Annotated in this window: 21 protein-coding genes; 15 read left to right on the top strand and 6 right to left on the bottom strand. The window is 54.6% G+C overall.

The window, feature by feature from the left end; translation table 11 throughout:
- Positions 1 to 166 precede the first annotated feature (166 nt).
- Genes KGP16_RS02270 through KGP16_RS02240 form a run of 7 tightly spaced genes read left to right on the top strand, consistent with a single transcriptional unit; the run spans position 167 to position 6,029 of the window.
- The gene (locus KGP16_RS02270; protein WP_021807565.1) at positions 167 to 1,339 is read left to right on the top strand and encodes an acyl-CoA dehydrogenase family protein; all 1,173 of its coding nucleotides are present in this window, start codon (positions 167 to 169) and stop codon (positions 1,337 to 1,339) included.
- Between the two features lie 39 nt (positions 1,340 to 1,378).
- Entirely contained in the window at positions 1,379 to 1,798 is a 420-nt protein-coding gene (locus KGP16_RS02265) for a thioesterase family protein (RefSeq protein WP_021807566.1), read from the top strand.
- 51 nt (positions 1,799 to 1,849) lie between these two features.
- Positions 1,850 to 2,755 carry a CoA ester lyase gene (locus KGP16_RS02260; RefSeq protein WP_037376538.1) on the top strand — a complete coding sequence of 302 codons (906 nt, stop codon included), beginning with the start codon at positions 1,850 to 1,852 and terminating at the stop codon, positions 2,753 to 2,755.
- A gap of 4 nt (positions 2,756 to 2,759) precedes the next feature.
- Positions 2,760 to 3,425 carry a pyridoxal 5'-phosphate synthase gene (locus KGP16_RS02255; protein ID WP_223500762.1) on the top strand — a complete coding sequence of 222 codons (666 nt, stop codon included), beginning with the start codon at positions 2,760 to 2,762 and terminating at the stop codon, positions 3,423 to 3,425.
- Entirely contained in the window at positions 3,416 to 4,645 is a 1,230-nt protein-coding gene (gene metC / locus KGP16_RS02250) for a cystathionine beta-lyase (RefSeq protein ID WP_051363762.1), read from the top strand. Before KGP16_RS02255 ends, metC begins: the two co-directional genes overlap by 10 nt.
- Positions 4,639 to 5,280, top strand: a complete 642-nt coding sequence (locus tag KGP16_RS02245; protein WP_094982814.1) for a glutathione binding-like protein — start codon at positions 4,639 to 4,641, stop codon at positions 5,278 to 5,280. Before metC ends, KGP16_RS02245 begins: the two co-directional genes overlap by 7 nt.
- Before the next feature lie 23 nt (positions 5,281 to 5,303).
- Entirely contained in the window at positions 5,304 to 6,029 is a 726-nt protein-coding gene (locus KGP16_RS02240; RefSeq protein WP_094982815.1) for a glutamine amidotransferase, read from the top strand.
- A 62-nt stretch (positions 6,030 to 6,091) separates the two neighbouring features.
- Here KGP16_RS02240 and orn read toward each other — a convergent pair whose 3' ends face one another.
- Positions 6,092 to 6,637 carry an oligoribonuclease gene (gene orn / locus KGP16_RS02235; protein WP_021182111.1) on the bottom strand — a complete coding sequence of 182 codons (546 nt, stop codon included), beginning with the start codon at positions 6,635 to 6,637 and terminating at the stop codon, positions 6,092 to 6,094.
- A gap of 162 nt (positions 6,638 to 6,799) precedes the next feature.
- Here orn and rsgA point away from each other — a divergent pair, with 162 nt between their 5' ends.
- The 3 genes from rsgA to mscM all read left to right on the top strand — a co-directional run bounded on the left by rsgA (position 6,800) and on the right by mscM (position 12,165).
- Positions 6,800 to 7,849: a small ribosomal subunit biogenesis GTPase RsgA gene (gene rsgA, locus KGP16_RS02230; RefSeq protein ID WP_021182110.1), complete on the top strand. Its 1,050-nt coding sequence runs from the start codon at positions 6,800 to 6,802 to the stop codon at positions 7,847 to 7,849.
- A 64-nt stretch (positions 7,850 to 7,913) separates the two neighbouring features.
- Positions 7,914 to 8,807 (top strand): archaetidylserine decarboxylase, encoded by an 894-nt coding sequence (gene asd, locus KGP16_RS02225; protein WP_021807572.1) that lies wholly within the window; start codon positions 7,914 to 7,916, stop codon positions 8,805 to 8,807.
- 4 nt (positions 8,808 to 8,811) lie between these two features.
- Positions 8,812 to 12,165 (top strand): miniconductance mechanosensitive channel MscM, encoded by a 3,354-nt coding sequence (gene mscM / locus KGP16_RS02220; protein ID WP_021807573.1) that lies wholly within the window; start codon positions 8,812 to 8,814, stop codon positions 12,163 to 12,165.
- Between the two features lie 50 nt (positions 12,166 to 12,215).
- Here mscM and epmA read toward each other — a convergent pair whose 3' ends face one another.
- A complete protein-coding gene (gene epmA, locus KGP16_RS02215; RefSeq protein WP_021807574.1) occupies positions 12,216 to 13,193 on the bottom strand; it encodes an elongation factor P--(R)-beta-lysine ligase in 978 nt (325 codons plus the stop codon).
- Between the two features lie 403 nt (positions 13,194 to 13,596).
- Here epmA and frdA point away from each other — a divergent pair, with 403 nt between their 5' ends.
- The 5 genes from frdA to blc all read left to right on the top strand — a co-directional run bounded on the left by frdA (position 13,597) and on the right by blc (position 17,536).
- The gene (frdA, locus tag KGP16_RS02210) at positions 13,597 to 15,399 is read left to right on the top strand and encodes a fumarate reductase (quinol) flavoprotein subunit (RefSeq protein WP_021807575.1); all 1,803 of its coding nucleotides are present in this window, start codon (positions 13,597 to 13,599) and stop codon (positions 15,397 to 15,399) included.
- Positions 15,392 to 16,126, top strand: coding sequence for a succinate dehydrogenase/fumarate reductase iron-sulfur subunit (locus KGP16_RS02205; protein ID WP_021182105.1), 735 nt, complete (start codon positions 15,392 to 15,394; stop codon positions 16,124 to 16,126). The genes frdA and KGP16_RS02205 overlap by 8 nt, the downstream gene beginning before the upstream one ends.
- A 16-nt stretch (positions 16,127 to 16,142) precedes the next feature.
- Entirely contained in the window at positions 16,143 to 16,535 is a 393-nt protein-coding gene (gene frdC / locus KGP16_RS02200) for a fumarate reductase subunit FrdC (protein WP_021182104.1), read from the top strand.
- Between the two features lie 12 nt (positions 16,536 to 16,547).
- A complete protein-coding gene (frdD, locus tag KGP16_RS02195) occupies positions 16,548 to 16,907 on the top strand; it encodes a fumarate reductase subunit FrdD (protein WP_021182103.1) in 360 nt (119 codons plus the stop codon).
- 95 nt (positions 16,908 to 17,002) lie between these two features.
- The gene (gene blc, locus KGP16_RS02190; protein ID WP_021807576.1) at positions 17,003 to 17,536 is read left to right on the top strand and encodes an outer membrane lipoprotein Blc; all 534 of its coding nucleotides are present in this window, start codon (positions 17,003 to 17,005) and stop codon (positions 17,534 to 17,536) included.
- Here the strand turns inward: blc and sugE are convergent.
- The 4 genes from sugE to efp form a co-directional block, all read right to left on the bottom strand.
- On the bottom strand, positions 17,530 to 17,847 hold the full coding sequence (gene sugE, locus KGP16_RS02185; RefSeq protein WP_021182101.1) for a quaternary ammonium compound efflux SMR transporter SugE: 318 nt from the start codon (positions 17,845 to 17,847) through the stop codon (positions 17,530 to 17,532). The two genes, blc and sugE, sit on opposite strands and share 7 nt — an antisense overlap.
- Before the next feature lie 170 nt (positions 17,848 to 18,017).
- A complete protein-coding gene (locus KGP16_RS02180) occupies positions 18,018 to 18,149 on the bottom strand; it encodes an entericidin A/B family lipoprotein (protein WP_021807577.1) in 132 nt (43 codons plus the stop codon).
- A 120-nt stretch (positions 18,150 to 18,269) separates the two neighbouring features.
- Complete coding sequence (locus KGP16_RS02175) at positions 18,270 to 18,401, bottom strand: entericidin A/B family lipoprotein (protein ID WP_021807578.1); 132 nt, start codon at positions 18,399 to 18,401, stop codon at positions 18,270 to 18,272.
- A gap of 69 nt (positions 18,402 to 18,470) precedes the next feature.
- Positions 18,471 to 19,037, bottom strand: coding sequence for an elongation factor P (gene efp, locus KGP16_RS02170; RefSeq protein WP_024484772.1), 567 nt, complete (start codon positions 19,035 to 19,037; stop codon positions 18,471 to 18,473).
- Positions 19,038 to 19,068: the final 31 nt, after the last annotated feature.

Below are 19,068 nucleotides of genomic sequence, written 5' to 3'. Positions count from 1 at the left end.
TAGTGCCAAAATCATTATCTGGCTTCCTTTTTATTGTTTAAATATAACCAGTAACGCTAAACCAGAAAAGCCAAGCCGAAAGATTATCAGTTTTTTCATTGATGAAAAAATACGTTTGTTATGGTGACATCAAAGGATCATAGCGAGAGACATGGAGGGGTTCAAAATGCAATTCGACTGGACGGAAGAGCAAAGAGAAATTCGAGCAAAATATTATGCTGTGGGTACCTCATTAGCCCATCAGGAAAACAACTCCCTCGGTGAATTTAATACCGAAGGATGGCAACGGCTTTTACAGGAAGGGCTTTGGCAGTATATCGTGCCATCGGAATATGGGGGTAACGGGTTAGGATGGTGGCATTTCACCACGGCGCTTGAAGGGGTCGCGTCATCCATCCGGAAACCCGGTTTATTGTTATCGATTATTGCTCAAGCGGGCATGGTACGCGCATTAACGCTGTACGGTAATGACATGCAGCGTGAACGGTATTTCCCTGCCATCCTACGGGGAGAGTTAAGTGCAACCGCCATAGCCGAGCCAGAGACAGGAACCGATACGCGTAACATTAAAACCATGCTCATTGAAGATGAACAAGGTTATCTGCTGACAGGCGAAAAATACAATATTGCTCACGCTCCTATCACTCAATTTACCTTGGTTGTCACTCGCCTGGCCAATACGGAAAATCAGGGTGGTATCGCTTTGGCACTCGTCGATCGCGAAACCACAGGGGTTACCTACCAAACACCAGACAATAAATTAGGGCTGGCAGATTTGCCTACCGGCAGCATACGTTTTGCAAATGTGCGTATCCCCCCTGAACAACTGCTTGGCAAACCGGGCGATGGCCATAAAAACTTAATACAAATCATATCACTAGGCAGAATATATTACGGCTTGGTCGCCGCGCTTATTCCCACCTGCTTTATGAAGGACGCCTTGTCTTACATCCACAGTCGGGCAAGCTTTGGCAGCACCATCGATCGGCACCAGTACGTTCAGCAACGCATCGTCGAAATACAGCTCGGGATCGAGCGCAGCCGCTGGCTGGCTTATGGGGCGTTAAGTCACTTGCTCAATGAGCATACGGAACAGGAATTATTGATGGTCAGTTCCATGGCAAAAATTATGGGTGCCAATGATTTGGTCAATAATGCCACCAGCTTGCTCAAACTGTACGGCAGTATCGGCTATCAGCAAGGGCCAATAGCCGACTTTGTTCGCGATGCGCTCGGTTTTTGCAGCGTGGGAGGAACAGAAGAAATGCATAAAAAGAATATTTTCAATCAGATTAATCGCCTGCCGATTTATAAGCAGCGCATTGACCCAACTCGATAATTTAACTCCCTATTTTCGTCATAACGTTGGAGAATACTTATGGAAAAGCAAGCCTTCATCATTGCGCTGGAAGTCAAATACCGTGACACTGATTCAATGGGGCATGTCAGCAGCCCGGTTTATTACGAATATATTCAGCATGCCTATGTAAAATATATGCACACCCTTTTAGCGATCCCTTACAGCGAAAAGTTACCGCAAATCATGGTGAAAACCTCTTGTGAATATATTGCGCCGGCTATATTAGGCGATAATTTAGAGGTCAGCTGCCGCGTGATCAATTTCGGCAGCAAAAGTTTTGAAATGCATTATGAAATCCATAAAAACCAGCATGGCGACAAGACACTGATTGCGCAAGGTGCCTCTACGCATGTCTGTTTTGATTACCTGATTAATAAATCGGTCCCAGTACCTGATGACATGAAACAACGAGTAATGAATTTCCAGGACTCGTTATAACGGCTCCAATACTCATCGCTTGATACAGCCTTTTAACACAGGGGATCGTTAATGCCATTATCCGCACCCATAACACCGTCAAACCCACGTCGTTCATGGCTATTTTTAGCTGGGGCCGATCGCGATGCCTTGCGACAAGGGGCAGAGAGTGGGGCTGATGTCCTGATACAGGAACTGGAGACTTTTACCCCCCCAGCACTAAGACCACAAGCCAGGCACTTGACCAAAGAGATCCTGCCCATCTGGCACGCCGCGGGTTCACTGACGTCAGTACGCATCAACCCGCTTGATGACGGGGGGCTAGAAGACCTTGATAGTGTGATGTCCGCACGCCCAGACATCATCATGATGTCCTTGGTTTCCACGCCACAACAGGTTGCAGAGTTGGATAAAGCGGTTCATCACTTTGAAATACGCTACGACATTGAGCCTGGTTCGACAGAATTGGTCCCCAATATCGAATCCGCTCGCGGGCTCATCAATACCTGCGCCATTGCACAGGCAAGTTCGCGTATTCGCGCCATTCTGGTCGGCACTGAAGATATGGTGGCCGATATCGGTGCGGAAAGAACCCGGGCCGGCAGCGAATTAAGCTACATACGCCAGCGCTTTTTGGTCGAATGTACGGCAATGGGCATTACACCGATTGATTGCCCCTACAGCTATTCGGATAACGAAGGTGCACAACGCGATATGCGCCAGTCCCGCAGCATGGGGTATCGGGCCAAAGCCATTGTTAATGAGCAATTTGTGGGGCTGGTGAATCAAACGTTAACCCCTTCGGCTCAGGAAATTGCACAGGCCAGGCAGATTATCTCCACGTTCGAAACCGCATGCCAGGCAGCAAATGGCAAGCGCGTTGCCGCCGCCGTGGTGAACGGCTTCCTCACCGAAGTGCCCGACTATCTTGCCGCACAGCGGCTTCTTACATTCGCCGCTCAATTTCACAGGGAGTAATGGCATGCTAATAGATATGAAAACCAAGCTGGCTCAGTTGCAGGTGTTTTCCGGTTATGCCCCCACACCGTTCGATACCGCAGTCGCTCCCGGCACACCCCAGGAACTGTTTGAACAATGGCTGGATCAGGCCATTGCCTTGCAGGTGATGGAACCCCACGTGATGACCTTATCCACCGTCGATCGTGAAAACATGCCCGATGCGCGCGCCGTCGTGCTGCTGGATGTCACCACGCAGGGTTGGCACTTCGCCATCAATATGCGCAGCCCTAAAGGCCAACAGCTCGATCATCACCCCTATGCTGCACTCACCTGTTACTGGCCTGAGTTAGCCCAACAAATCCGTCTGCGTGGCCCTGTCGTCCCCCTGTCTGCGGAAGCCAGCATTGCCGATTTTTCACGCCGCCCAGAACGCTCTCGTGCCGCTATTCTGGCAGCACGGCAAAGTGAAATACTCGAGTCCCCAAGGGACTTGGAGACAGCCATACAGGGACAACTGTATCGGCTTAGCGCCGAACCTGGCCTTATCTCTCCACACTGGGTTCTGTTTGCACTGGCCCCCAGAGAAGTCGAATTTTGGCAAGCCGATAGTAATCGCCACTTTACCCGCCTGCGATATCGTCGTGACGGCGACGATCAACGTTGGGAGCGTAACCTGTTATGGCCATAAATCACTCACACGACGAGGTCCTCTCCTCATCCCTAACCGTAGGCTGTAACACCTTGCTGACTCATACGGGGCGTAAATCCAGTGAGTACCACGGCTTTGTAAACCCACCGGTCTACCACGGTTCTACCGTGTTGAGCCCAACGGTGCAGGATTTACTCAACCGAACCCAGCCGTATATTTACGGGCGGCGTGGCACCCCCACTTCTGAAGCCCTGGAACAAGCCTTGAACCAACTGGAAGGGGGCGCAGGGGTGGTATTATGCCCCTCCGGCCTTACGGCCTGTAATCTGGCGTTACTCACCTGCCTGAAACCCGGTGACCACCTATTAATGACCCGGGGTAGCTATGCACCGGTGCGTCATGCCTGCGATACCCTGCTACGCCGTCTGGAGATCAAGACTTATTACTACCAGCCCACCATAGGCAGCGGCATAGCGGCATTAATCACTCGGCGTACCCGTGCCATCTACATTGAAAGCCCCAACTCCAACACCTTTGAGCTACAAGACGTTGCCGCTATTGCCCGTATTGCGCACCAGCGTGGAATTACCGTCATCATGGATAACAGCTGGGCCACCCCATTCTTTTTCAAACCCCATGAGCACGGCGTCGATCTCTCCATTCAAGCGGGCACCAAATACTTGGCAGGGCATTCCGATGCCATGCTCGGTACCGTATCCGCAACGGCACGGCTCTGGCCAAAACTAAAGCAGTTGCACGGCGATCTGGGGCTATGTGTCGGCCCTGATGATATTTATCTGGCACTGCGTGGCTTAAGAACGCTTGGCGTTCGGCTGCGTGAGCATCAACGTAACGCGCTGGCTATCGCACGCTGGTTAACCGGGCGGGAAGAAGTCCAGGCGGTGCTGTATCCGGCCCTGGAAGACTGCCCAGGCCATCCCATTTGGCAGCGTGACTTTAAAGGTGCATCGGGCCTGTTCTCAATAGTACTACGTCCTTTCCCGGCACAGGCGATTGCCGCCTTCTTAAACGGGCTCAGGCTGTTTGGCCTTGGCTATTCCTGGGGCGGTTTCGAAAGCCTGGCAATCCCATTTGCACTCGATAAACCAAGCGCAGCGGCACGCTGGGCCGCAGGGAGTTCAGGCATTCGTTTGCATATTGGGCTTGAAGATCCCGAAGATTTGATCGCGGATCTCAACGACGGTTTCACCCGGTTGACCACCGCATCCATTGGCTCACAGAGGGAGTTGCCATGCTAAGCGTTTGGGGGCGTAAAAACTCATTTAATGTGCAGAAAGTGATGTGGTTTATCGGTGAATTAGGCCTGCAATATCACCTTATTCCTTTTGGTGGGCAATTTGGCGATTGTGACACAGAGGAGTTTGCCGTCATTAATCCAACCCGCCATATCCCGGTGATCGACCTGGATCGGCAGGTTGTCTGGGAATCTCACACCATCCTGCGCTTCCTTGCTGCCGGTAGTCATTTTTGGCTTGATGACCCGCGAAAACGGGCCCATGTGGAATGCTGGATGGACTGGTGCCAAACCACCTTGGAACCGGATCTGATGATGGGGGTTTTTTGGGGGCTGATCCGCACCCCTGAGGCCGAACGGGACTGGCCAACTCTCCATGACAAGGTGGCCCGCTGTTCTCGTCATTTCCAGGTGCTGGAGACAATACTAAGCCGACAACCTTTTTTAAGCGGGGACAGTTTTGGCCTGGCTGATATTCCCACCGGGGCCACCTTGTATCGCTATTTTTCGTTGGATATCGAACGCCCGCCGCTCCCTGCCGTGGAGGCTTGGTATCAACGGTTACAAAGCCGCCCAGCCTATCGCGAGCATGTGATGGTTCCCTACGATGATTTACGTGGGCAGCGCATTCGTCTGTAAGGTTTCCCCAAAAAGATAATGATATGAAAACAATCGCTAAACCGGCATCTTTGCCAGTACTCATCGTTTTACACCGGGAGCAATCCGCTCCCGGGCGTGTTGGTCAGTTGCTGCTGCAACGGGGCTATTCCCTTGATATTCGCCGCCCACCGCTCGATGATCCGTTACCCGATACACTCGCCAAGCACAGCGGTGCGATCGTCTTTGGTGGCCCCATGAGTGCAAATGACAATACAGACTGGGTTAAGCGCGAAATTGAATGGATAGGAGTCCCCCTGCGTGAAGACGTTCCTTTTTTAGGCATTTGCCTTGGCGCACAGATGATGGTTCGTCATCTCGGGGGTCGGGTGATGGCCAGAGACGATGGACGAGTCGAGATTGGTTACTGGCCCATTTACCCAACCCGGCCAGGTCGAAAGCTAGGTGTTTGGCCGACACATGTTTATCAATGGCATAGCGAGGGATTCGACACTGTCGAAGGCATGGAGCTTCTTGCAACAGGTGAGCAATTTTGTCATCAGGCCATACGTTACGGCAGGCAGGCATATGGCGTACAATTCCACCCCGAGGTCAGCTACCAGACCATGCAACGCTGGGGTAGGGCTGCCGAACATAAATTAAGCCAGCCAGGGGCACAGTCCCTGGCCGAACAGCAACTCAACGGGCAAAGGTATGACCGTGAGGGTATTGCCTGGTTAAGCGCCTTTCTGGATATGTGGCTACGGCCAAACGATAGGAAAAATGATTAACCGCGCAATAGAAAAGGGGGCGAGGATTACTCCTCCGCCCCCTTTTATGAACCTGCTCCCGGCTACAGCTGAATAAAATGCTCGCGGTAGTACGCCAGTTCCGCAACGGATTCGCGGATATCATCCAACGCCTGATGGGTACCCTGCTTCTTGAAGCCTGGCAGGATTTCCGGTTTCCAGCGGCGTGCCAGCTCTTTCAGGGTGCTGACATCCAGATAACGGTAATGGAAGTAGGCCTCCAACAGCGGCATATAGCGGAACAGGAAACGGCGATCCTGACCAACGCTGTTGCCACAGATAGGTGATTTACCTGCTGGCACCCACGCTTGCAGGAAAGCGATAGTCGCCAGCTCGGCGGCACGATCGTCATGCTTGCTGGCTTTAACGCGCTCCACCAGCCCACTGCCGGTATGCGTACGCACATTCCAGTCATCCATTCGCGCCAGTTGCTCATCTGATTGATGCACCGCGATCACCGGTCCTTCGGCAAGGATATTCAAATTGGCATCGGTCACCAATGTCGCGATCTCGATAATACGATCGCGTTCAGGGTCCAACCCGGTCATCTCCAGATCGATCCAAATCAGGTTGTTTTCGTTTCCTGTCATGATTTTTCCTGCGTAAAAGCCGAAAGATAAACAAACCACGGGCAAACCCGCGGCTAATGCCAGCGTGCGTGGCGGTCAAGAACGGTTATTTAATATAAAATAGCGTGTATCATAGCCTTTTTGCTCGCCCCGAGCGATAAATGCCGATTCAAGTGAGGCTCAGTGAGTAAGAACAAACTGTCCAAAGGTCAAGAACGCCGCGTACAGGCCAACCATCAGCGTCGCCTGAAGCGTACTGACAACAAGCCGGAGCTGGATGATTCCCAATTGGGCGAACCGCAAGACGGGATCGTCATCAGCCGCTTTGGCATGCATGCCGACGTGGAAGCCGCAGACGGCGTCCAGCATCGCTGCAACATTCGCCGCACCCTACGTTCGCTGGTTACCGGCGATCGCGTGGTCTGGCGCCCTGGCGTAGGCACTCATGCGGGGGTCAAAGGCATCGTAGAAGCGGTGCATGAACGCACCTCGGTGCTGAACCGCCCTGATTTCTACGACGGCGTTAAACCTATCGCCGCCAATATCGATCAGATCGTCATCGTGTCGGCCATTTTGCCCGAACTTTCTCTCAACATGATCGATCGCTACCTGGTCGCCTGCGAAACGCTGCAAGTCGAGCCGCTGATCGTGCTCAACAAAATCGACCTGCTGGACGCCGCAGCGCGTAAGGTGGTCGACGGGATGATGGACATCTATCGCCATATTGGCTACCGCGTTCTCGAAGTGTCCAGCCAGACCCGCGAAGGGATGGAAGCCTTTGAGCAGGCGCTGGTCGACCGCATCAGTATCTTTGCCGGGCAGTCCGGCGTGGGCAAATCCAGCCTGTTGAACGCCCTGCTGCCGCAGACGGAAAAGCAAATTCTGGTAAATCAGGTTTCCGATGTCTCCGGCCTGGGGCAACATACCACCACGGCGGCGAGGTTGTATCACTTCCAACATGGCGGTGATGTTATTGACTCCCCCGGCGTGCGTGAATTTGGTCTGTGGCATCTGGAGCCAGAGCAGGTCACCCAGGCCTATGTCGAATTCCGCGACTATTTGGGCGGTTGTAAATTCCGTGACTGCCGCCACGACACCGATCCGGGCTGCGCCATTCGCGCCGCGATGGAAAGTGGCGCGATAGCCAAAGAGCGTTTCGACAACTATCACCGCATCCTGGAAAGCATGGCGCAGGTTAAAACCCGCAAAAACTTCCCGGACGCAGATAACTGATCCACAGTGCGGGGGTTGCGCTAATCGCCACCTTCGCCCTTATATCCCCTTTCAAGAGGTTAATGTGCTGGATAGCATCAAGATTAAATTACAGTATTGGCTGCCAAAGCTGGCGTTAACCCGCCTGGCGGGCTGGGGCGCAGATAAAAAGGCCGGTTGGCTGACTAAGCTGGTGGTAAAAGCGTTTGCCCGCTATTACCGCGTGCAGATGCAGGAAGCACAGAACCCGGATTTAGCCTCCTATGCCACGTTCAATGAATTCTTCGTTCGTCCATTACGTGATGGCGCACGCCCGATCGTAGAGGAGCCTCACGTGCTGGCACTGCCAGCAGATGGTGCCATCAGCCAGCTCGGTGCAATCCGCGACGATCAGATTTTCCAGGCCAAAGGCCATAATTACACGCTGGAAGCCCTACTGGCCGGTAACTATCTGTTGGCGGAGCCTTTCCGTAACGGCCTGTTCGCCACCACCTATTTGGCCCCAAGCGACTATCACCGTGTCCATATGCCATGTGACGGCGTACTGCGCGAAATGATCTACGTGCCGGGCGATCTGTTCTCGGTCAATCCGCTAACTGCCGCCAACGTGCCGAATCTGTTTGCGCGCAATGAGCGTGTGATCTGCGTATTCGATACCGCCTTTGGGCCGATGGTGCAGATCCTGGTCGGCGCGACTATTGTGGGCAGCATCGAAACCGTCTGGGCCGGTACCGTAACGCCCCCCCGCGAAGGCATCATCCGCCGCTGGACCTATCCAGCCGAAGGCATGGAAGGCGCGATCCAACTGGTCAAAGGTGAAGAGATGGGCCGCTTCAAACTCGGTTCCACGGTCATCAACCTGTTCACGCCTGGCAGCGTACAGTTCGCACCGCACCTGAACAACGGCACCGTAACCCGGATGGGCCAGGCTTTTGCTGAAGCCGCAGCCGCGCCAGAAGCCACCTTCGAAGGGAATTGATGCTGTGCGCCTGATTATCGCTTTATTGCTCAGCCTGCTACTGATCCAGCCGGCTCTCGCCGCCGCGATCCCCAACGAGTCCCAGTTACGGCAAGAACTGAAGCTGGCCGAGGGCAATAAAAACGCGCCTAATCAGGCGGAAACGGTTGAGGCGCTGCAAAGCGCCATCAACTGGCTCACCGAACGCAAAGAGTCGCAGAACAATTCCCAGCAGTATCAGCGGGTGATCGACGATTTCCCGAAGATGACGCAGGAACTGCGCCGCCAGCTTACCCTCGAAGAAACCAAAATCCTGCCCAACGGTGAAAACCTGCCCGCCAGCGATCTGGAACAGTTAATCCTGCAAACCAGCAGCCAACTGCTGGAACAGGCCCGCCTGTTGCAACAGGAGCAGGACCGGACACGCGAGATCAGCGACTCTCTCAGCCAGCTGCCACAGCAACAAACCGAAGCTCGGCGCGCATTAACGGAAGTTCAGCGCCGCCTACAGGCTCAGGGCAATAACCAAACCACACCGTTGGCACTGGCGCAGCTTGCTCTGTTACAGGCAGAAGCGGCGGCACGTAAAGCGAAAGTGGATGAGCTGGATCTGGCTCAACTCTCGGCCAATAACCGCCAGGAACTGGCGCGGATGCGTGCCGATGTCTACAAAACGCGGCATGAAAAAATTGATGTCCAGTTACAGGCGCTGCGTAACAACCTCAACAGCCAACGCCAACGGGAAGCGGAACGGGCGCTGGAAAAAACCGAGCAATTGGCCGAACAGAATGGCGATTTACCCGCCAGCCTGCGCAAGCAGCTGCAAATCAACCGTGAACTTTCTGCTGCGCTGAACGATCAGGCGCAACAGATGGATCTGATCTCTTCCCAACAGCGCCAGGCCGCCGCACAAACGCTGCAGGTACGCCAGGCATTGAGCACCATCATTGAGCAGTCCCAATGGTTGAGCGCCTCTACTGCACTGGGGGAAACCCTGCGCGCCCAGGTCGCCATCTTGCCTGAAATGCCAAAACCCCGGCAGTTGGACAGCGCCATGGCCGATCTGCGCGTTCAACGCCTGAATTTTGAAAACCAGCTGGAGAGCCTGCCTCAGCGAGCTAAAGAGCTTAAACAAGACGACGGTAGCCCCCTGACCAGCGCCCAGCAGCGTATCGTCGATGCCCAGCTACGCACCCAGCGTGAGCTACTGAATTCGCTGCTTTCCGGCTGCGATACCCAGATCCTTGAGCTGACCAAGCTGAAGGTGGCCAACACCCAGTTGGTCGATGCGCTGAACGAAATTCAGGATGCAGCGCACCGTTACCTGTTCTGGGTACCAGACGTCAGCCCCATCACCCTGTCGTATCCGCTCAATGTGGCACAAGATCTGACCCGTGTACTGTCACTGGATACTCTGACGCAGCTCAGCGGCGCTTTCGTGATGATGGTCACTAGCCGGGAAACCTTGATCCCGCTGTTTGGTGCGGTGCTGTTGGTGATTTTCAGCATCAGTTCGCGCAAGCATTACCATGCGTTCCTGGCACGGGCCAGCAGTAGAGTAGGCAAGGTCACGCAAGATGAATTCCTGCTGACGCTGCGTACCGTATTTTGGTCAATCCTGGTGGCCTTGCCGCTGCCGGTCTTGTGGGCAGCGCTGGGCTTCGGCTTGCAGAATGCCTGGCCGTATCCGGTTGCTGTCGCAATTGGTGAGGGCGTCACCGCCACGCTGCCAGTGTTGTGGATCTGTATGATCAGCGCCGCCTTCGCCCATCCGCAGGGGTTGTTCATCGTGCATTTCGGCTGGCCGGTGAAGCAGGTTTCCCGCGCCATGCGTTATTACCAGATGTCGATCTGGCTGATCGTGCCGTTGATTATGGCGCTGATCACCTTCGACAATCTCAACGATCGCGAATTTGCCAATACCCTTGGCCGCCTGTGCTTCATTCTGCTCTGTCTGGCGCTGGCGCTGGTCACCAACAGCTTGAAGCGGGCCGGTATTCCACTGTATCTGGATAACAAAGGCTCCGGTGAAAATCTGATTAACACCGCGTTGTGGGGGCTGTTGCTTTCCGCACCGCTGATTGCTGCGCTGGCTTCCACCGTCGGCTATCTGACCACCGCACAGAAGCTGCTGGCACGCCTGGAGACCTCGGTTGCCATCTGGTTCCTGCTGTTGGTGATTTACCACATCATCCGCCGCTGGATGCTGATCCAACGGCGCCGCATCGCCTTTGATCGTGCCAAACAGCGCCGTGCCGATATCCTGGCGCAGCGTGCCAAAGGCGAAGAAGAATCCACACATACCCCTAACAGCATCGAAGGTGCGATTGAGGTAGATGAAACGGAAATCGATCTGGATGCCATCAGCGCCCAGTCGCTGAGGTTGGTGCGTTCGATCCTGACGATGGTGGCACTGGTCTCGTTGATCGTCCTGTGGTCAGAGATCCACTCGGCCTTCGGCTTCCTGGAAAATATCAAGCTCTGGGATGTCAATTCCACGGTGAATGGCATCGATATCGCTCAGCCGATCACCTTGGGGGCGCTGCTGATCGCTATCCTGGTGCTGATCGTCACCATGCAGCTGGTGCGTAACCTGCCAGCGTTGCTCGAGTTGGCGGTGTTGCAGCACCTGGATCTGACGCCTGGCACCGGCTACGCCATTACCACCATCACCAAGTATCTGTTGCTGCTGTTCGGGGCGATCCTCAGTTTTTCCTGGATCGGTATCGAGTGGTCAAAACTGCAATGGGTGGTCACCGCGCTCAGCGTGGGCTTGGGCTTTGGTATGCAGGAGATCTTCTCCAACTTTATTTCAGGCCTGATCATTCTGTTTGAAAAACCGATCCGCATCGGCGATACGGTGACAATCCGTAACCTGACGGGCACGGTTACCAAGATCAATACCCGTGCCACTACCATTTCAGACTGGGACCGCAAAGAGATTATCGTGCCTAACAAGGCCTTTATCACCGAGCAGTTTATCAACTGGTCGCTGTCCGACACGCTGACCCGTGTGGTGTTGACCGTACCGGCACCGGCAGAGGCGAATACGGAAGAGGTGACCAAGATCCTGATCAACTCGGCCGAACGTTGCTCACTGGTGCTGGATAACCCAACACCGGAAGCCTATCTGGTCGATCTGCAACAGGGTATTCAGATCTTCGAACTGCGTATCTACGCCGCCGAAATGGGCCACCGCATGCCGTTACGCCATGAGATCCACCAGTTGATCCTGGCGGGTTACCGTGAACACGGCATCACGCTGCCATACCCACCTTTCCAGGTTCGCACCGAGACGCTGTCGCGCATGACCAGTAATGGCCGCACACCGCCTTCAACTCCTCCGCGCAACACGCGCCGCGAGTCGGGCGGGCTATAAAAGCAAAAAGGGTTCGGCAAGCCGAACCCTTTTTCATTGAGGCAAAAACGTTATGCCCGGCTGACCGGAAACGCGATCACTTCGCTCAGGCTTTCGGCTCCCAACGCCAACATCACCAAACGATCGACGCCCAATGCCACGCCCGCACACTCCGGCATACCATGCTTCAGGGCATCCAGCAGGTTGTTATCAATCGGGTGCTCCGGCAAGCCACGCGCCACGCGTTTACGATTGTCCTGCGTAAAGCGCTGGCGCTGCTCATCGCCGTCGGTCAACTCGCGGAAACCATTCGCCAACTCAAGACCTTTGAAATAGACCTCGAACCGCTCTGCGACACGGTGATCTTCGGTGCTGATTTCTGCCAACGAGGCCTGTGAGGCCGGGAAGTGGTAAACGAATGCCGGTTTATCACGGCCGATATGGGGTTCGACGCCCACGGTAAACAGCAGTTGCAGCAGGGTATCGCGGTCTTCTTCCGTATCGGCAATGTTGCTCAGATCGAGCTTGGCCGCAGCCTCACGCAGCTGTGCCTTCTCCGCCGACAGCGGATCGAGATCCAGATGGCGCAGGAACGCCTGCTGATAGGACAGGGTTTCGGCGCTGTCGCAATCCAGTACCTGTTGCAGCAGATCGTCCACCTCGTTCATCAGGCGATACATATCATAGTGCGGGCGATACCATTCCAGCATGGTGAATTCAGGGTTGTGATGCCGCCCCGCTTCTTCATTACGGAAGCTGCGCCCCAGCTGATAGATCGGGCCGCTCCCTGCCGCCAGCAGACGCTTCATGTGGTATTCCGGGCTGGTCATCATGTACAGCGTCAGGCCATCTGCCGCGCCCGGGCCGACGAAACGCGTCTGGAACGGGACCAGGTGGATGTCGGTGACTGTCGCCTGGCTCATCGCCGGGGTCTCCACCTCCAATACGCCACGATCGGCAAAGAAACGCCGGATCTCAGCCAGTATCGCTGCGCGCTTCAACAAATTGGCGATGGGTGCACTTGGCTGCCAGCTTGCCGTTTCGCTCATGGTAATTACTCCGAAATCAAACAGGGGGTGCAGTCTACTCGCATCCTCTCAAGCAAACAAATTCTTGGCTATTGTGGGCGCTGGTCTACATTAAAATCATAAAAAACATATAAGCCATATAAACCACCGACAATCGCGCGAATCAAAGACAAAGGCGAGGCAACACCTTATTTTTGCAGGAATGCCTCTTGCGTAACGGTTAAAAGGCAAAACAATCGATCACATCAAATTTCTACTACTTAACTTTAGGTATAGTGATAACCCTATATTCGGTAGCAGTTATCTATCCTTAGTGTTTAGTTTTAAAAGTCACTGAATTTAGCTTAGCACCCGAAGCACCTTTATAAATATTAAGCATAGATTAATTAAATTGTCGTTTTAACGAGAACATTGGAGGAGTGCAGTGCAAACCTTTAACGCCGACCTAGCCATCATTGGTGCCGGGGGAGCTGGTTTACGGGCCGCTATAGCCGCCGCGGAAGCCAATCCCCAACTGAAAATCGCGCTGATATCTAAAGTATATCCAATGCGTAGCCACACGGTAGCCGCCGAAGGGGGCTCCGCCGCAGTCACTCAGGATCACGACAGCTACGACTATCACTTCCAGGACACCGTAGCCGGTGGCGACTGGCTGTGTGAGCAGGACGTGGTCGATCACTTTGTTCACAGCTGCCCACGTGAAATGGCCCAGTTGGAGCAATGGGGTTGCCCGTGGAGCCGTAAGCCAGACGGTTCGGTCAACGTGCGCCGCTTTGGTGGCATGAAGATTGAACGTACCTGGTTTGCCGCCGATAAAACCGGCTTCCACATGCTGCACACTCTGTTCCAGACTTCGCTGAAGTACCCACAAATCCAACGTTTCGACGAGCACTTCGTGCTGGACGTACTGGTGGATGATGGCCAGGCGCGCGGCGTAGTTGCCATGAACATGATGGAAGGCACCCGCGTGCAGATCCGTGCCAACGCGGTCATCATGGCCACCGGCGGTGCGGGCCGTGTTTATCGCTATAACACCAACGGCGGCATCGTCACCGGCGACGGTATGGGGATGGCGTTCCACCACGGCGTGCCACTGCGCGATATGGAGTTTGTGCAATATCACCCAACCGGCCTGCCAGGTTCAGGCATCCTGATGACCGAAGGCTGCCGCGGTGAAGGCGGTATTCTGGTTAACAAAGACGGCTACCGCTACCTGCAAGACTACGGTATGGGCCCGGAAACCCCGCTGGGCGAGCCAAGAAACAAATATATGGAGCTGGGCCCGCGTGACAAAGTGTCGCAGGCTTTCTGGCATGAATGGCGTGCTGGCCGCACCATCGCCACCCCGCGCGGCGACGTGGTCTATCTGGATCTGCGCCACCTGGGCGAGAAGAAACTGCTGGAGCGTCTGCCGTTCATCTGTGAACTGTCGAAAGCCTACGTGGGTGTCGATCCCGTTAAGGATCCAATCCCGGTCCGTCCAACCGCGCACTACACCATGGGCGGTATCGAAACCGATCAAAACTGTGAAACCCGCATCAAAGGCCTGTTCGCCGTCGGCGAATGTTCCTCGGTTGGCCTGCACGGCGCGAACCGCCTGGGTTCCAACTCGCTGGCTGAGCTGGTGGTGTTTGGGCGTGTGGCAGGTGAACACGCAGCCCGCCGCGCGCTGGAAAGTGGCCCGGCCAACGGCAGCGCTTTGGAAGCACAAGGCCGCGACGTGGAAACCCGTCTCAGCAATCTGATGAAGCAAGAAGGTAGCGAGAACTGGTCGAAGATCCGCGATGAAATGGGCCTGTCGATGGAAGAAGGCTGTGGTATCTACCGTACGCCGGAGCTGATGCAGAAAACCATCGATAAGCTGGCGGAGCTGAAAGAGCGCTTCAAGCGCGTCAAAATTACCGACAACTCCAGCGTGTTCAACACCGATCTGCTGTACACCATCGAGCTGGGCTATGGCCTGGACGTTGCCGAATGTATGGCGCACTCGGCCTTCAACCGTAAAGAATCGCGCGGCGCACACCAGCGTCTCGACGAAGGTTGCACCGAGCGTGACGACGTGAACTTCCTGAAACATACGCTGGCGTTCCATAACCCGAACGGTGCACCACGCCTGGAGTACAGCGACGTGAAAATTACCAAACTGCCACCGGCCCAGCGTGTTTATGGCGCCGCAGCCGAAGCGCAGGACAAAGAGAGAAAGGATAAGGAGCAGGCGAATGGCTGAGCTGAAAACCCTGAAAATCGAGGTCATGCGCTATAACCCGGAACGCGACGCCGAGCCGCATTTCGAGACCTTCAGCGTACCTTACGATGAGCAGACTTCGCTGCTGGACGCACTGGGTTATATCAAAGATAACCTGGCGCCAGACCTGTCCTACCGCTGGTCGTGTCGTATGGCCATCTGTGGCTCTTGCGGCATGATGGTCAACCGCGTGCCTAAGCTGGCCTGTAAAACCTTCCTGCGTGAATATACCGATGGCATGAAGGTTGAGGCGTTGGGCAACTTCCCGATCGAGCGCGATCTGGTGGTGGATATGACCCACTTTATCGAGAGCCTGGAAGCGATTAAGCCTTACATCATCGGCAACGATCGCAAGCCGGAAGATGGCCCGAACGTGCAGACCCCGGCGCAAATGGCGAAGTATCACCAGTTCTCCGGCTGCATCAACTGTGGCCTGTGCTACGCCGCTTGCCCACAGTTCGGCCTGAATCCGGAATTCATCGGCCCGGCAGCGATTACGCTGGCGCACCGTTATAACCTGGATAACCGCGACCACGGCAAGAAACAGCGTATGCCGCTGCTTAACGGCCAGAACGGTGTCTGGTCCTGTACGTTTGTTGGCTACTGCTCTGAAGTCTGTCCAAAACACGTCGACCCGGCCGCTGCGATCCAGCAGGGTAAGGTAGAGAGTGCCAAAGACTTCATGATCGCAATGCTGAAACCGCAATAAGGGAGGGGAGACAGCAATGACAACACAACGTAAGCCCTATGTGCGTACCATGACGCCAACCTGGTGGCAAAAGCTGGGTTTCTACCGTTTCTACATGCTGCGTGAAGGCACTTCGGTGCTGGCGGTGTGGTTCAGCATCGTGCTGATCTACGGCGTCTTTGCCCTGAAGGGTGGCCCTGAAAGCTGGGCCGGGTTTGTCGGCTTCCTGCAAAACCCGCTGGTGCTGCTGATTAACATCATCGCCCTGCTGGCCGCCGCACTGCATACCAAAACCTGGTTCGATCTGGCACCGAAAGCCGCCAACATTGTCGTCAACAGCGAGAAAATGGGGCCGGAGCCAATCGTTAAGGCGCTGTGGGCAGTGACGATCGTCGTCACCGTGATCATTCTCGCCGTAGCGTTACTGTAATCCGGAGGAAACATGATAAATCAATCACCTAAACGCTCTGACGAGCCGGTTTTCTGGGGATTATTTGGCGCTGGCGGTATGTGGGGAGCGATCGTTGCTCCAGCTATCGTGCTGCTGGTCGGCATCCTGTTGCCACTCGGCCTGTTCCCTGGCGAAGCTTTAGGTTATGAGCGCGTCCTGGCGTTTTGCCAAAGCTGGATCGGCCGCCTGTTCCTGCTGCTGATGATCATTTTGCCATTATGGTGCGGGCTACACCGTATCCACCATGCCATGCACGATCTGAAAATCCACGTGCCTGCAGGCAAATGGGTGTTCTACGGCCTGGCAGCCATCCTGAGCGTCGTTACCCTGATCGGGGTCGTCACGCTGTAAGACCTCTGGCGGCCAACTCCCGTTGGCCGCCTATTCCGCTACTCCCACTCTTTCGACTACACTGTTTATCTGTAACTGAAAAACAGGAGTCACCCATGCGTTTTTGGTCAAAGCTTTGCGTCATTTTATCCGCCCTCGCTTCCGTTGCCTGTAGCGTGACACCCCCGAAGGACGTCAAGGTCATAGATAACTTCGATAGCAAACGCTATCTGGGCACCTGGTATGAAATCGCGCGTCTGGATCATCGCTTTGAACGAGGCCTGGAGCAGGTTACGGCCAATTACAGCCCGCGCACAGACGGCGGTCTGAAGGTGATTAACCGGGGTTTCGATAGCAAAAAACAGCAGTGGCAGGAGAGCGAAGGCAAGGCGTACTTTATCGGCTCGCCGCAAACGGCCTCGCTGAAAGTCTCATTCTTCGGCCCTTTCTATGGCGGCTATAACGTCATCGAACTCGATCCGGAGTACCGCTATGCGCTGGTTAGTGGCCCAAACCGCGACTATCTGTGGATATTGTCGCGCACGCCGACGTTGGAAGCCGCCACGCGCGACAGACTAGTGCAGATTGCCAAGGGCTACGGCTTTGATACCGAAGCGTTAATCTGGGTCAATCAGCAGCCCACTCATTGACTGCTGAATTTTAGCCCCAGGATCCCGGCCACGATCAGGCACAGGCTGAGAATACGCATGATGTTGGTCGACTCACCGAGCAGCACCATGCCCATTACCGCCGCGCCCACCGCCCCAATCCCGGTCCACACGGCGTAAGCCGTGCCCGCAGGCAACGTTTTCATGGCGTGCGCCAGCAACACCATGCTCACCACCATCGCAGCGACGGTAATCAAACTGGGGGTCAAACGGGTAAAACCGTGGGTATATTTCAGGCCAATAGCCCAGACGACCTCTAACAGGCCCGCAAAAAGCAAAATGATCCATGCCATGACACTGGCTCCAGAACTTATGGGGTCGTCCCCAGACAACAGAAGCGCAGGCGGGTCGTCCCACTTGGCTGATTGAAGACGTGGATTATAGCAAACAAGAGAATTAAATGGGTATTCCACGGAAGGGAAAATCAAGCGCTGCCGTGGAATACCGTTGAACCCAAAGGAATTTACTGTGCGCTACGCTGGATCGCCTGACCACCAGCTTCAACATCTTTGCCCACACCTTCGGTAGTATTACAGCCCACCAGCGATGACAGGATCAACAAGGAAAAAATGGCGAAAATAGTTTTCTTCAGCATAAGATTACCCTTATTCGTTATTAGTGAAAAAGTGTAGCTCTCTAAGCGTAGTAAAAATCAGGAGGGTTGCCGGAATAAACGGATTTTTCTGCATTATCCGATTAATGGCGCTAATAGGTATCAGCTGGCACTGCGGGAAATCGCGCCGCCTAGGTGTTGAACGTCTTCACCAAAACCACGGAAGGTATTACAGCCGCTGAGGGACATCAGCAACAACAGAGAGACCACGGCCAACAGCGTTTTCTTCATCATGCGGTTCTGCCAACGTGTGACGGGAAGGGATAACACAGAGGAACCACGAGGGTTCCTCTGTGTTGAAACTTATTTAACGCGGGAGACGTATTCGCCAGAGCGGGTGTCAACCTTGATCACTTCGCCAATCTGCACGAACAATGGCACTTTAACTACGGCGCCGGTGCTCAGGGTAGCTGGCTTGCCGCCGGTACCTGCGGTGTCGCCTTTCAGGCCTGGATCGGTATCAGTGATTTCTGCTTCGATAAAGTTCGGTGGCAGAACAGCGATAGGACGGCCATCCCACAGGGTGACGATACATTCCGCGTTGTCCTGCAGCCATTTCGCTACGTCAGAAACGGTTTTCTCTTCAACTTGATGCTGTTCAAAAGTCTCAGGGTGCATGAAGTGGTAGAACTCACCGTCGTTGTACAGGTAGTTCATGTTGGTATCTACCACGTCCGCGCCTTCGCAGGAGTCGGTAGACTTAAAGGTTTTCTCAACGCGGGTGCCGGTCAGCAGGCGACGCATTTTTACACGCGCAAAAGCCTGGCCTTTACCTGGTTTGACGAACTCGCTGGATTCGACAGCGTAAGGTTCGCCTTCGAACATGATTTTAAGACCCGGACGGAAATCGTTGCTAGAATAAGTCGCCATGATGGCCCTCTGAAAATTTAAACTGGTAGCT

Source organism: Serratia sp. JSRIV006 (assembly GCF_019968685.1).
Lineage (GTDB): Bacteria > Pseudomonadota > Gammaproteobacteria > Enterobacterales > Enterobacteriaceae > Chania > Chania fonticola_B.
The sequence above is the reverse complement of the archived record's forward strand: the minus strand, read 5'-3'. Positions and strand labels throughout refer to the sequence as shown.

Excerpts from the sequence above, each read along its gene's own strand:
- KGP16_RS02270 (WP_021807565.1), top strand. The coding sequence starts at position 167 with ATGCAATTCGACTGGACGGAAGAGCAAAGAGAAATTCGAGCAAAATAT.
- KGP16_RS02265 (WP_021807566.1), top strand. The coding sequence starts at position 1,379 with ATGGAAAAGCAAGCCTTCATCATTGCGCTGGAAGTCAAATACCGTGAC.
- KGP16_RS02260 (WP_037376538.1), top strand. The coding sequence starts at position 1,850 with ATGCCATTATCCGCACCCATAACACCGTCAAACCCACGTCGTTCATGG.
- KGP16_RS02255 (WP_223500762.1), top strand. The coding sequence starts at position 2,760 with ATGCTAATAGATATGAAAACCAAGCTGGCTCAGTTGCAGGTGTTTTCC.
- metC (WP_051363762.1), top strand. The coding sequence starts at position 3,416 with ATGGCCATAAATCACTCACACGACGAGGTCCTCTCCTCATCCCTAACC.
- KGP16_RS02245 (WP_094982814.1), top strand. The coding sequence starts at position 4,639 with ATGCTAAGCGTTTGGGGGCGTAAAAACTCATTTAATGTGCAGAAAGTG.
- KGP16_RS02240 (WP_094982815.1), top strand. The coding sequence starts at position 5,304 with ATGAAAACAATCGCTAAACCGGCATCTTTGCCAGTACTCATCGTTTTA.
- orn (WP_021182111.1), bottom strand. The coding sequence starts at position 6,637 with ATGACAGGAAACGAAAACAACCTGATTTGGATCGATCTGGAGATGACC.
- epmA (WP_021807574.1), bottom strand. The coding sequence starts at position 13,193 with ATGAGCGAAACGGCAAGCTGGCAGCCAAGTGCACCCATCGCCAATTTG.
- KGP16_RS02205 (WP_021182105.1), top strand. The coding sequence starts at position 15,392 with ATGGCTGAGCTGAAAACCCTGAAAATCGAGGTCATGCGCTATAACCCG.
- frdC (WP_021182104.1), top strand. The coding sequence starts at position 16,143 with ATGACAACACAACGTAAGCCCTATGTGCGTACCATGACGCCAACCTGG.
- frdD (WP_021182103.1), top strand. The coding sequence starts at position 16,548 with ATGATAAATCAATCACCTAAACGCTCTGACGAGCCGGTTTTCTGGGGA.
- blc (WP_021807576.1), top strand. The coding sequence starts at position 17,003 with ATGCGTTTTTGGTCAAAGCTTTGCGTCATTTTATCCGCCCTCGCTTCC.
- sugE (WP_021182101.1), bottom strand. The coding sequence starts at position 17,847 with ATGGCATGGATCATTTTGCTTTTTGCGGGCCTGTTAGAGGTCGTCTGG.
- KGP16_RS02180 (WP_021807577.1), bottom strand. The coding sequence starts at position 18,149 with ATGCTGAAGAAAACTATTTTCGCCATTTTTTCCTTGTTGATCCTGTCA.
- KGP16_RS02175 (WP_021807578.1), bottom strand. The coding sequence starts at position 18,401 with ATGATGAAGAAAACGCTGTTGGCCGTGGTCTCTCTGTTGTTGCTGATG.
- efp (WP_024484772.1), bottom strand. The coding sequence starts at position 19,037 with ATGGCGACTTATTCTAGCAACGATTTCCGTCCGGGTCTTAAAATCATG.